The 12,450-nt window shown below is 72.7% G+C and carries 9 protein-coding genes; 3 read left to right on the top strand and 6 right to left on the bottom strand.

The features are described from left to right. Window positions 1-63: 63 nt before the first annotated feature. Both O7607_RS10435 and tmk read right to left on the bottom strand, forming a co-directional pair. Window positions 64-1,332 carry a DNA polymerase III subunit delta' gene (locus tag O7607_RS10435; protein WP_269702758.1) on the bottom strand — a complete coding sequence of 423 codons (1,269 nt, stop codon included), beginning with the start codon at window positions 1,330-1,332 and terminating at the stop codon, window positions 64-66. After that, window positions 1,329-3,551, bottom strand: coding sequence for a dTMP kinase (tmk, locus tag O7607_RS10440; RefSeq protein WP_269702760.1), 2,223 nt, complete (start codon window positions 3,549-3,551; stop codon window positions 1,329-1,331). Before tmk ends, O7607_RS10435 begins: the two co-directional genes overlap by 4 nt. Window positions 3,552-3,699: 148 nt before the next feature. On the opposite strand from tmk, the gene O7607_RS10445 reads away from it, so the two are divergent. Further along, entirely contained in the window at window positions 3,700-4,908 is a 1,209-nt protein-coding gene (locus O7607_RS10445) for an amino acid deaminase/aldolase (protein WP_269702761.1), read from the top strand. A gap of 79 nt (window positions 4,909-4,987) precedes the next feature. Here the strand turns inward: O7607_RS10445 and O7607_RS10450 are convergent, their stop codons facing one another. After that, window positions 4,988-5,563 (bottom strand): TetR family transcriptional regulator, encoded by a 576-nt coding sequence (locus O7607_RS10450; RefSeq protein WP_269706936.1) that lies wholly within the window; start codon window positions 5,561-5,563, stop codon window positions 4,988-4,990. Window positions 5,564-5,782: 219 nt separating this feature from the next. On the opposite strand from O7607_RS10450, the gene O7607_RS10455 reads away from it, so the two are divergent. Then, window positions 5,783-7,099 carry a D-arabinono-1,4-lactone oxidase gene (locus tag O7607_RS10455; protein WP_269702762.1) on the top strand — a complete coding sequence of 439 codons (1,317 nt, stop codon included), beginning with the start codon at window positions 5,783-5,785 and terminating at the stop codon, window positions 7,097-7,099. A gap of 112 nt (window positions 7,100-7,211) precedes the next feature. After that, window positions 7,212-8,132: a DUF559 domain-containing protein gene (locus O7607_RS10460; protein ID WP_269702764.1), complete on the top strand. Its 921-nt coding sequence runs from the start codon at window positions 7,212-7,214 to the stop codon at window positions 8,130-8,132. 46 nt (window positions 8,133-8,178) lie between these two features. Here O7607_RS10460 and topA read toward each other — a convergent pair whose 3' ends face one another. The 3 genes from topA to O7607_RS10475 form a co-directional block, all read right to left on the bottom strand. After that, a complete protein-coding gene (gene topA / locus O7607_RS10465; RefSeq protein WP_269702766.1) occupies window positions 8,179-11,016 on the bottom strand; it encodes a type I DNA topoisomerase in 2,838 nt (945 codons plus the stop codon). Window positions 11,017-11,285: 269 nt separating this feature from the next. After that, the gene (locus O7607_RS10470; protein WP_269702768.1) at window positions 11,286-11,894 is read right to left on the bottom strand and encodes a hypothetical protein; all 609 of its coding nucleotides are present in this window, start codon (window positions 11,892-11,894) and stop codon (window positions 11,286-11,288) included. After that, window positions 11,885-12,427, bottom strand: a complete 543-nt coding sequence (locus O7607_RS10475) for a hypothetical protein (protein ID WP_269702769.1) — start codon at window positions 12,425-12,427, stop codon at window positions 11,885-11,887. Before O7607_RS10475 ends, O7607_RS10470 begins: the two co-directional genes overlap by 10 nt. Between the last annotated feature and the right edge of the window lie 23 nt (window positions 12,428-12,450).

The raw sequence follows: 12,450 nt of genomic DNA on the forward strand, positions 1-12,450 counted from the left end.
CGGACCGTACCGCACGCCAATCGCGCGTGTCGATGCCCTGTGGACAGTGCGGAAGGGGCCGGTTCAGCCGCGCCAGAGGGCCAGCATCATCGCCTCCACCGCGATCCGCGGCTTGACGTTGGCCTCGATGGCCGCGCGGCACTCCAGCACCGCCTCCAGGCGGCGCAGCGAGCCCTCGGCGTCCCACTTCTGCGCGCCCGCCCCGGCGAGCGACGCGGTGTCGGTGTGCACCGGGGCGACCGGCGCCCGCAGCGCCATGACGATCGCGTCCCGGTAGAACCCGGCCAGGTCGACCAGGGCGCGATCGAGCGCGTCCCGCTGGGCCCGGGTGGCCCGCGACTTCTGCCGCTTCTCCAGGTCCTTGAGCTGGCCGGCCGCGCCGCGCATCGCGCCGGCCGCGCCCCGGCCGGTGCCGCCCGCGCCGAGCGCGGTCTGCAACGCCGTACGCTCCGCCTCGTCGATCTCGGCGACCGAGGCGGCGGCCTCCGCCTCGGCGGCCTCGATCAGCGCCGAGGCCGCGTCGAACGCCGCGCCCACGCCGGTCAGCCGACGCGGTACGGCCAGCACCGCGTCCCGCCGCTGCCGGGCCTCCGGGTCGCGGGCCAGCCGCCGGGCCCGGCCCACGTGCCCCTGCGCCGCCGCGGCGGCCCACTCGGCCACGTCCGGCGCGATGCCGTCGCGGCGGACCAGCACCTCGGCCACCGCGGCCGGCGGCGGCTGCCGCAGCGGTACGACGCGGCAGCGCGACCGGATGGTCACGGAGATGTCGTCCGGGTGGGTGGACGGGGCGCAGAGCAGGAAGACGGTACGCGGCGGCGGCTCCTCGATCGCCTTGAGCAGCGCGTTGCCGGCTGCCTCGGTGAGCCGGTCGGCGTCCTCGATGATCACGATCTGCCACCGGCCGCCGGAGGGCGCGCTGGCCGCCCGCAGCACCAGCGCGCGCATCTCGTTGACGCCGATGGACAGGCCCTCGGGCACCACGAGGCGGACGTCCGCGTGGGTGCCGGTGAGCGTGGTGTGGCAGCCGGGGCAGCTCCCGCACCCGGTGCCGTGCACGCACTCGAGGGCGGCGGCGAACGCGCGGGCGGCCACCGAGCGGCCCGATCCGGGCGGGCCGGTGAAGATCCAGGCGTGGGTCATGCCGGCGCCGGGATCGGCCGGCGCCGGAGCCGGGTCGCCGTCGTACTCCTCGGCGAGCGTGTCTAGGTCGTCGTGCCCGCCCGCGGGCACCGTCACCGGCGCGCGCAGCAGGGCGGCGGCCGAGGCGGCGGCCCGCCGCAGCATGGCCACCGCCTCGTCCTGCCCGACCAGATCGCCGAAGACGTCGGTCATCGTCGGGGTTGCTCCATCGTCACCAGCTCCGCGTCGGATAACTCGGGCTGGACCGAGGTGTCCGGGCCCTGCGCCGGACGGGGGTGCACGATGCCGGCCGGGTCGGTGAGCAGCTCGCCCACCCGGCGGGCGACCGCGTCGGCGGTCTCGTCGATCGGGCGGGACGCGTCGAGCACCAGGTATCGCTTCGGGTCGCCGGCGGCGAGGTCGAGGAAGGCGTACCGGACACGCTCGTGGAACGTCAGCGACTCGGCTTCCAGCCGGTCGGTGCCCTCGTTGCGGTCCTCGACCCGGCTCAGGCCGGTACGCGGCTCGACGTCGAGCAGCACCACCAGGTCGGGCTTGAGGCCGCCGGTCGCCCAGGACGAGAGCCAGGAGACCTCGTCCACCGGAAGCGTCCGGCCGGCGCCCTGGTAGGCGAGCGACGAGTCGACGTACCGGTCGCTGATCACCACCGCGCCGCGCACGAGCGCCGGACGGACGACGGTGGCGACGTGGTGCGCCCGGTCGGCGGCGTAGAGCAGCGCCTCGGCGCGCGGCGACGGCGCCTCGCCGGGAGTGGTGCCGAGCACCAGGGAGCGGATCCGCTCGCCGACCGGCGTGGCGCCCGGCTCGCGGGTGACCACCACGTCGCGGCCCTGCGCGCGCAGCCGCTCGGCGAGCGCGGCGAGCTGGGTGGACTTGCCGGCGCCCTCGCCGCCCTCGAAGACCACGAACAGGCCGCTGGACACGAACGGCTCGGCCGGCATCAGCGGACGGCCCCGGATCGAGCCCCAGAGGTCCGCGAGGACCGGTACGCCCTTCTTGTCGTCCATCTGGCCGAACGCGCTGATGCCGGCGATGATGCCGGCCGCGCCGGCGGCGAGCAGCAGCAGCCGGGTCGAGGAGATGGAGATGCCCAGGTCGGCGATGGTGAGCTGGCGGGAGCCGCCGACGCCGACCAGGAGGCTGCTCAGCGCGATGGCCAGGATCAGCACCAGCCGGGTACCGATCTGCACCACCGCGAAGACCCGGCCGCGCACCTCGTCGGCCACCTCGCCGCCGAGCAGCGTGGTGCCGGCCAGGAACGCCATGCCGGCGCCCGCGCCGACCAGGATCGCGCCGAGGATGGCCATCGACAGGTGGATGGCGAAGGCGAGCACCAGCACGGAGGCGCTGGCGAGCACGATGCTCATGCCGAACCAGCGGCGGCGGGACATGTCCCGCACGATCATCGGCCCGAGCCCGATGCCGAGCGCCAGGCCGACGAAGATCGCGCCGAAGAGCAGCGAGAACGCGGCGTCACCGGCGCCGAGCGAGTTGGCGAAGAACTTGGCGGTGCCGACCACGATGCCGCCGCCGGCGAAGGCGCCGAAGATGCCCAGCACCAAGCCGCGCACGAGCGGGGTCTGGCCGATGTATTTCCAGCCCTCGGAGAACTGCCGGAACATGCTCTGCTCGGAGCGCTCCGCCTCGGCGCGCTGGGCGTGGCTGATCTCCTTGATCCCGAACGCCACCACGAGCGCGGTGGCCAGCCGGGAGAAGGCGTTGAACCAGAGCGCGAGCTGGGCCGGTTCGGCCCAGTCGGGCAGGTCGCCGCCGACCGCACCCCGGACGCCACGGTCCAGCACGGCCAGCGCGATGGCCGCGGCCACCGGTGTCAGGCCGTACGTGGTGATCAGCGTGAGCTGGTTGGCCGCCTCCAGCCGGGTACGCGGGATGAGGTTGGGGACCGCCGCCTCCTTGGCCGGGATCCACATCAACGTGATCGACTCGATCAGGAAGGTGGCGATCAGCGCCCAGCCGACCACCAGCCCGCCCGCGGCGCCGGTGAGCGCGTACAGCGGGATCGAGGCGAACAGCACGAAGCGCAGCAGGTCGCAGATGACCATGGTCCACCGGCGGTCGAACCGGTCGGCGAACACACCGGCCACCGGGCCGAGCACCAGCGCCGGGAGCAGCCGGATCGCGGTCACGCCACCGAACGCGGCGCCCTGGGCGGTGCTGCCGGAGACCTGGGAGGCGGCGAACAGCGCGGTGGCCAGCAGGCCGAGCCAGTCGCCGAAGGAGGCGGCGCTGAGCACGATCCACAGCCTGCGGAACGGCCGGATGCGCAGCACCGACCGGATGGCGGCGACCCCGGAGTGGTCGGCGGCTGTCCCGGACGACACGCCGGGCGACTCGCCGTTGTTCTGGCTTTCGATGGCCGTACCTCCACGTGCCGGCCCAGGTCTGGGCATCCCCGGTGGAACACTCTAGTCGCGCAGGAAGGGTCGTCCCCCGCGACATTCGCCTGCTCGCCGAGCCTAGGCCGCCGGGACCACCGCCCGCAGCCCGGACAGACGCGAGGGTATTTCGCATTGCCGTCCAGACAGTTAGCGTGCAGACGTGGCCATCGACCGTGACAAAACTCGCGATCGTCTCGACCGGGCGACCGCTCATCTCGACCCGCCGTACGCCGTTGTCGACCTCACCGCGTTCGACGCCAACGCCGAGGCGCTCGCCGGGCGGTCCGGCGGCAAGCCGCTGCGCGTGGCGAGCAAGTCGGTACGGGTCCGCGAGCTGCTGACCCGGGCGCTCAAGCGGCCCGGGTGGCACGGCGTGATGGCCTTCACGCTGCCCGAGGCGCTGTGGCTGGTCCGCTCCGGGGTCAGCGACGACGTGCTCGTGGCGTACCCGACGGCCCACCGGGGCGGCCTCGCCGACCTGGCCGCCGACCCGGCGCTCGCCGACGCCGTCACGCTGATGGTCGACGACACCGCACAGCTCGACCTGATCGACCAGGTGTGCCCGCCCGCGCGCCGCCCCGCGCTGCGGGTCTGCCTCGACCTGGACGCCTCCTGGCGCCCGCTGGGCGGCCGGGTGCACGTCGGCGTGCGCCGCTCCCCGGTGCACAGCGCCACGGCGGCCGGCGCGCTCGCCGCCGCCGTCGCCGGGCGGCCGGGCTTCCGGCTGGTCGGCCTGATGTCGTACGAGGCACAGATCGCCGGCCTCGGCGACGCGCCGCCCGGACAGGCGATGCTCGGCTCGGCGATCCGGGTCGCGCAGCGCGGGTCGTACCGGGAACTGCTCGCACGCCGATCGGCCGCGGTCAGCGCGGTACGCGAACACGCCGACCTGGAGTTCGTCAACGGCGGCGGCACCGGCAGCGTGGCCGCCACCAGCGCGGACCCCGCGGTCACCGAGGTCACCGCGGGCTCCGGCCTGTACGGGCCGACGTTGTTCGACGCGTACCGTGCCTGGCGGCCGGCCCCGGCGGCGTTCTTCGCCTGCGCGGTGGTCCGCCGCCCGGCGCCCGGGCTGGCCACGGTGCTCGGCGGCGGCTGGATCGCCTCCGGCCCGGCGGCGGACAGCCGGCTGCCGCAGCCGTGGCTCCCGGCCGGGCTGAAGCTGCTCGGCGCGGAGGGCGCCGGCGAGGTGCAGACCCCGCTGGCCGGAAAGACCGCCGACGACCTGCGCGTCGGAGACCGGGTGTGGTTCCGTCACGCCAAGGCCGGCGAGCTGTGCGAGCACGTCAACGAGGTGCACCTGATCGAGGGGGACGCGGTGGTCGCCACCGTGCCGACCTACCGGGGCGAGGGGCACGCCTTCCTCTGAGCCACCCCGGGCTCCGCCCTACCGCGTGACGACGGCGGGTCCCGGCGCACTCTCGGGAACCCGCCGCTCGGCGTGCCGCTCAGCCCTGGTGGACGGCCTCCGTGGGGGCGTTCACCTGCCGGTGCAGGTACTCCCGGATGAGCGCCTTGGCCTCGGCCAGCACCCGCTCGTCGCCGTCGGTGCGGCGGCGGAAGGCCAGCTTGATCAGGGCGTCGGCGGCCTCCACCGCGACCTCCAGGTGGAACCGCAGGTCGGGCACCCCGGCCAGGCCGAAACGCTCGGTGAGTACGCGGGCGAGCTGCTCCGCGATCACCCCATTGTTGTCCCGCTGGTCGTCCAGCAGGTGCAGGTCGACCACGTCACCGAAGTGCAAGGTACGGAAGCCGGGCACGGTGCGGTGCATCGAGATGTACTCGTCGATCGCCGCGTCGACCCCGTCCCACCAGTGGGTCAGGTCGTCCGAGGAGAACCGCTCGTCGAGCCGCTGGAGGTAGGACTCCATGGTGCGCAGGGTCAGTGCCTGCACGATTGCCCGTTTGTCCGGAAAGAACTGGTAGACCGACCCGATCGCCACCTCGGCGCGCTCGGCGAGCAGGGTCGTGGTCAGCCCTTCGTACCCCACCTCGTCGACGAGCTCGGCGCAGGCGTCCAGCATCCGCTGGACCCGCGCGACACTTCGACCCTGCACCGGTACCCGACGCAGCGGCCCGGTCGTGGCGGCTGGTGTGGACACTCGGCGCCACCCCCCTTCGACGGATGAACATATCTGCACGTCACGAGTCTGTGACTACCGGTACAACGAGCCGGGCTCGATTGCGGTATTTACCAGGCACAACGTTCCTGATATGAATTCAGTTCATATTCATGTCGAGGAGTGGCAGCCATGTCCGGTACCACCGCCACCTGGTCCAACTGGGCCGGCAACCAGCACAGCACCGCGCTCCTCACCGTGCGCCCGCACAGCGTCTCCGACGTCGTCGAGGCGGTTCGCCAGGCCGCCGCGGCGGGCCGGACCATCCGGGCCACCGGCAGCGGCCACTCCTTCACCGCCACCGCCGTCGCCGACGGGCACCGGATCGACCTCGCCGCGCTGGAGACGGACGTCACAGTCGATGTGGCGCGCCGCCTGGTCACCGTACCGGCCGGGATGACGTTGCACACGCTCAACGAACTGCTCGCCGGGCACGGCCTCGCCATGCCGAACCTGGGCGACATCGACGCCCAGACCATCGCCGGTGCGCTCTCCACAGGCACCCACGGCACCGGGGCGAAACTGGGCTGCCTGTCCACCTTCGTGGCCGGGCTGACGCTGGTCACCGGCACCGGCGAGGTGCTGCGCTGCTCGGCCGAGGAGAACCGCGACGTCTTCGACGCCGCCCGGGTCGGGCTCGGCGCGGTCGGCGTGCTGGTCGAGGTCACGCTGCGCTGCGTGGACGCCTTCGTGCTGCGCGCGCACGAACGCCCGGCCCCGCTCGCCGAGGTGCTCGACGACCTGCCCGGCCTCTACGACGCGCACGATCACGCCGAGTTCTACTGGTTCCCCTACACCGACCGGGTGCAGGTCAAGACCAACGACCGGGTACCCGCCGACGACCGGCCGCTGCCCGGCTGGCGCGGCTGGCTGGACGACGAGTTCCTCTCCAACACCGTCTTCGCCGGCGCCTGCCGCCTCGGCCGCGCCGTACCGGCCCTCGTGCCCACGATCAGCGCCGTCTCCGCCCGCGCGCTCACCGAACGCACCTACACCGGCCGCTCCGACCGCGTGTTCTGCACGCCGCGCCGGGTCCGCTTCGTGGAGATGGAGTACGGCCTGCCGCGCGAGGCGCTTCCGACCGCGCTGGCCGAGTTGCGCCGGATCGTCGACCGGCTGCCGTTCAAGGTGCTGTTCCCGGTCGAGGTGCGGTTCACCGCCGCCGACGACATCTGGCTGTCCCACTCGTACGGGCGGGACTCGGCGTATATCGCCGTGCACCAGTACGTGGGTATGCCGTACGAGCCGTACTTCCGCGCGTTCGAGGAGGTGGCGACGGAGTTGGGCGGCCGCCCGCACTGGGGCAAGCTCCACTGGCGCACCGCCGAGTCCCTGGCGACGGCCTACCCGAAGTTCACGGCTTTCCAGTCCGTCCGCACCCGCCTCGACCCCCACAACCTTTTCAAGAACCCCTACGTGTCCCAGGTCCTGGGCTCCTAAGGATCTTGGTACGAGGGCGCCCGTGGAAGGGCGTTTCCGTACCAAGATCTCGGCGGCTGTCCACAGGGACAGCCAAGACGGGTGCTGTTCGGGTGGGGTTGCCGGTGTGGAGATGCCGGGGGATTTCGCGGACGAGCTGAGCTGGTTGCTGTTTCGTCAGCGACGGGTGCTGGGAGCGGCGCAGGCTCGACGGTTCCTGTCCGAGAAGGCGATCCGGCACCGAGTCGCCAGCGGACGGTGGCAGCAGGTGCACCCCCGGGTCTACGTCACCCATGACGGTCCCGTCGGCCCGGAGGAGCAACGCTGGGTCGCGGTGCTGGCGGCGGGCCCGGCCGCGACGTTGGGCGGGCTGACCGCGGCACAGTGCTGGGGACTCAGGCGCTACGAGAGCCGCCTGATCCATCTGCTGCTGCCTGCTCGGCACCAGACCCGGGTGCTGCCACCTGGGGTACGGATCCACCGCACCACAGTCCTGCCGCCGGAGGATGTACTCACCGTCGGCCAACCCCGCCGGACCATGCCGGCCCGCTCGCTCGTCGACGCGGCACAGTGGGCGGCGACCGACGAGGAGGCACGGGCTGTCATCGCCGCAGGATTCCAGCAACGCCTGGTCTGGGGTGACGACCTACACCGGGTGCTGGAACGACTCCCCCGCGCACGGCGGCGTCGGCTGATCCTGGCGACCGCCACGGACGCGGCGGGCGGCGCCCACTCCCTCGCCGAACTCGACTTCCTCGACCTCGTCCGCCGGGCCGGGCTGCCCGAGCCGTCCCTTCAGGTCGTCCGCCGGGACGCCAACGGGCGGCGGCGTTACCTGGACGTCTGGTTCGAGCGGTGGCGGGTGCACGTCGAGATCGACGGCGGGCAGCACCTCGATCCGAGGGCCGCCTGGGCGGACATGCAGCGGCAGAACGACATGTGGGCCGCCGGTGACCGGGTGCTCCGCTTCCCGGCCTGGGCCGTCCGCACCAACCCCACCCGAGTCGTGACCCAGTTACGAGCCGCCCTGCGATCCGCAGGCTGGCCCGGCTGAGATCTTGGTACGGACACGCCCTTCCAGGGGCGGCTCCGTACCAAGATCACTCCTTCGGGGTTGAGGTCGCCTTCTTGGGGGCGGCCTTCTTCGCGGGAGCCTTCTTCGCCGCCGTGGCCTTGGCAGCCGCCGTGGCCTTGGCGGCCGTGGTCTTCTTCGCCGTGGTCTTCTTGGCCGCTGTGGTCTTCTTCGCCGGAGCGGCCTTCTTCTTCGGCGCCGGGCCCTTCGCGCGCTTCTCGGCCAGCATCTCCGACGCCTGCTCCAGCGTCAGCTCCTCCGGCGTCTGCCCGCGCCGCAGCGACGCGTTGAACTCGCCGTCTGTGACGTACGGTCCGAAGCGCCCGTCCTTGATCATCAGCGGCTTCTCGGTGAGCGGGTCGTTGCCCATCTCCCGCAGCGGCGGTGCGGCGGCCCGGCGCTGACGCGTCTTCGGGGCGGCCAGCACCGCCAGCGCCTCGTCCAGCGTGACGGTGAACATCTTGTCTTCCGAGTCCAGCGAACGGAACTCGTCACCGCGCTTGACGTACGGGCCGTAGCGGCCGTTGTTGGCGAACACCTCGGTGCCGTCCGGGGCCACGCCGATCAGCCGGGGCAGGCGCAGCAGCTGCAACGCCTGCTCCAGGGTGAGGCTGTCCGGGGACTGCGAGCGCAGCAGCGAGGACTTGCGCTCGCCGCTGGCCACGTACGGGCCGAACCGGCCGGACTTGAGCACGATCGGCTCGCCGGTCGACGGGTCGTCGCCGAGCTTGCGCTCACCGCCGCCGCCGAGGAACAGCTCGTGCACCTTCTCCGGGGTCAGCTCGTCCGGCGCGAGGCCCTCCGGGATCGGCGCCCGGTCACCCTGCGAACCGCCCTCCTCGCCCTCACCCTCACCCGAGGCCGAGCCCGAACCCGGGCCCGGAACCGAGCCGGGCAGCGCCCGCTGCAGGTACGGCCCGTACCGGCCGACCCGGACGACGACCTCGCGGCCCTCGTCGTCGGTGAACAGCGGGATGGAGTTGACGCTGCGCGCGTCGATCTCGCTGAGGTTCTCGGTCACCAGCTTCTTCAGCCCACCGGCGTGCGCGATGGCCTGGTCACCGGTGCCGTTGGTGCTGCCGAAGTAGAAGGAGGTAAGGAAGTCGACGGCGGCGTGGTCACCACCGGCGATCTCGTCCAGCTCGTTCTCCATGCTGGCGGTGAAGTCGTAGTCGATCAGGCGCGGGTAGTGCCGCTCCATCAGCCCGATCACCGCGAACGCCAGGAACGACGGGATCATGGCCTGGCCGCGCTTCACCACGTATCCGCGGTCCTGAATCGTCTGCATGATCGACGCGTACGTGGAGGGCCGGCCGATGCCCAGCTCCTCGAGCGCCTTGACCAGCGACGCCTCGGTGTAGCGGGCGGGCGGCTGGGTGTGGTGGCCCTGCGCGGCCAGCTCGTCGGCGGTGAGCGGCTGGTCCTTGACCAGCGTGGGCAGCCGCCGCTCGGCGTCCTCCGCCTCGGCGTTCTCGTCGTCGCTGGACTCGACGTACGCGCGCAGGAAGCCCGGGTCGGTGATGGTCTTGCCGGTCGCGCCGAAGTCGGCCTCCTCCTGGGCGGAGGAGACGGCACGGATGCGCACCGACACGCTGGAGCCGACCGCGTCGGTCATCTGCGAGGCGATGGTGCGCCGCCAGATCAGCTCGTAGAGCTTGTACTCCTCGGCGGACAGCTCCTTGGCCACCTCGCCGGGGGTGCGGAAGTTGTCGCCCGCGGGGCGGATCGCCTCGTGCGCCTCCTGCGCGTTCTTCACCTTGCCGGTGTAGCGGCGCGGCTCCGGCGGCACGCTGCGCTCGCCGTACAGTTCGACGATCTGCCGGCGCGCGGCTGCGATGGCCGTCTCGGACAGGTTCACCGAGTCGGTACGCATGTATGTGATGTAGCCGTTCTCGTACAGGCGCTGCGCGGTGCGCATCGTCTGCTGCGACGAGAACCGCAGCTTGCGGGCCGCCTCCTGCTGGAGCGTGGAAGTGATGAACGGCGCGTACGGGCGGCGGCGGTAGGGCTTCTCCTCGACCCGGGTGACGGTGAACGGCTGGTCGGCCAGTCGGGCGGCGAGCCCTCGGGCCCCGCCCTCGTCGAGGTGCACGACACCCGCGCCGGCGCGAACGCGACCCGTGGTCGGTTCGAAGTCCTTGCCGGTGGCGATCCGGTCGCCGTTAAGCGCGACGAGCGTGGCGTTGAACGTGCGCGGCCCCTCGCCCGGCTTCGCCACCGCGAGCGTGGCCAGGATGTCCCAGTATTCGGCGGTGCGGAACGCCATCCGCTGGCGCTCCCGCTCGACCACGATCCGCGTCGCCACGGACTGCACCCGGCCCGCCGAGAGCTTCGGCATGACCTTCTTCCACAGCACCGGCGAGACCTCGTACCCGTAGAGGCGGTCGAGGATGCGCCGCGCCTCCTGGGCGTCGACCAGGTCGCGGTCGATCTCCCGGGGGTTCGCCACCGCGGCCTGGATGGCCGGCTTGGTGATCTCGTGGAAGACCATCCGCTTGACCGGCACCTTGGGCTTGAGCGTCTCCACCAGGTGCCAGGCGATGGCCTCGCCCTCGCGGTCCTCATCCGTCGCCAGGAAGATCTCGTCGACCTCCTTGGCCAGCTTCACCAGCTTGCTGATCTGCTGCTTACGGTCGGGCGAGACCACGTAGAGCGCGTGGAAGCCGTTGTCGACGTCGACGCCGAGGCGCGCCCACGGCTCACCCTTGTACTTCGCCGGGACGTCGGCGGCGTTGCGGGGCAGGTCCCGGACGTGGCCGAAGCTGGCCTCCACGACGTACCCCGGGCCGAGGTAGCCCGAGATCGTCTTGGCCTTCGCCGGAGACTCGACGATGACCAGACGGGTGGTTCCAGCGTTGCTCGGCACGTCTCTCCCCGACCTCACTCCTACGCCATGCCCGCTTCGGGCCGTGTTGCGCCACCCGGACCACAGGCGGTCCGGATGTCCAACGTAACGCGCCGTCCGCGTTCCGGGTTTCGTGGGCGGCAAACGGGCCGCCCTCCCGGCGACCGCCGGCCGCACCCTGCCGGACGGCGTCACGGTACACCGTGGGTAGGGCGGCAGGCGTGTCACTGTGACGATCGCGTACACCCGGCGGAGTCGTCGCCGGGTGTCCGGGTTCGGACACCGGACGGTCAGCCGTGCGACCCGGGCCACTCCGTCGCCGGCGCCGTGGCCGGCCGTTCGCCCACCAACTCGGCGAGTCGCGACATGCGCCGCCCGCCGATCCGGAACGCGGGCCCGCCCTCGTCCGGTTCCACGAACGCGGCCGGCAGGCCCACCGCCGCCAGGGCGGCGCGGACCACCGGCCAGGACTGCTCGTCGGCCGGTCCGAGCCGCAGCCGGAACCCGCCCGGCTCGGCCGTGCCGGCCGCCGCCGCCCACAGCCGCAGCCGACGTCCGTCCAGGTGGAAGCGGGCCGGTGGCCGCTTCGCCGCGCCGCGCAGCCAGGCCCGCGCGAGCGGCGCCAGCATGCTCGTGTACGCGGTGCGCACCCGGTGTCGCCCGTCCTCGGTCGGCTCCCAGCTCGCCGGCACGCCCCGGGCGGCCAGCTCGGCCACCAGCACGTGCACCCGCCAGGCGGCGTCCACCACGACGGAGATGCGGGCCGTGCCGCCCATCCGCCCCACCTCACCCGGCCCGGCGAGCAGGCCGGCGAGATCCGCCAGCGCGGGATCGGCCGCCTCGGTGGAGAACAGCGAGGGCTGGCGGGCCGGTTTCGGGGTGGGAGGGGTCAGCGACACTCCGGGACCTCGTCGAAGGCCTCTTTCAGCTCGGTCGAGTTGAGCTTGCTGGTGTCCAGCGCGCTCGCGTCGTACTCCTTGTTGAGCGTGTCCACGGCGGCGCGCACGCCGTCGTAGAACGGACCGGCCTGGGCGGTGTCGAGCCGGTCGACGGTGTCCCGGGCCCGGCCGTACGCGTCACGCATCTTGCTCAGCGACCCCAGGAACCCGGCGGACACCTCGGCGCCGCGCTCGGCCTCGGGCACGCCCGCCTCCTCGACCTTGCGCCGGGCCGTCTCGCTGGCCTGTTCGGCGCCGGCGAAGAGCCGGACCAGGTTCTCCTTGGCCTGCGCCGGAGTGGTCTGCGCGGTCATCTGCTGCTGCGTGCTGCTGGTCAGCTTGGAGATCTCCGCGCGCCACGGGGTGAGCGCCTGGCACACCGACGCGGCCCAGACCCGGGGGTTGGGACCGCCGCCGCATCCGGTGACCACGAGGACCAGCGTGGCCAGGACCACCGTGAGCTTTCCGGCGGTTGCCGCCCGGCGCGTACGCATGCGTTGCAGCGTACGACCTCCGG

This window comes from Micromonospora sp. WMMA1949 (assembly GCF_027460145.1).
In the GTDB taxonomy this organism is placed as follows: Bacteria; Actinomycetota; Actinomycetes; order Mycobacteriales; family Micromonosporaceae; genus Micromonospora.

Excerpts from the sequence above, each read along its gene's own strand:
- tmk (WP_269702760.1), bottom strand. The coding sequence starts at position 3,551 with ATGCCCAGACCTGGGCCGGCACGTGGAGGTACGGCCATCGAAAGCCAG.
- O7607_RS10435 (WP_269702758.1), bottom strand. The coding sequence starts at position 1,332 with ATGACCGACGTCTTCGGCGATCTGGTCGGGCAGGACGAGGCGGTGGCC.
- O7607_RS10450 (WP_269706936.1), bottom strand. The coding sequence starts at position 5,563 with ATGCTGGACGCCTGCGCCGAGCTCGTCGACGAGGTGGGGTACGAAGGG.
- O7607_RS10475 (WP_269702769.1), bottom strand. The coding sequence starts at position 12,427 with ATGCGTACGCGCCGGGCGGCAACCGCCGGAAAGCTCACGGTGGTCCTG.
- O7607_RS10460 (WP_269702764.1), top strand. The coding sequence starts at position 7,212 with ATGCCGGGGGATTTCGCGGACGAGCTGAGCTGGTTGCTGTTTCGTCAG.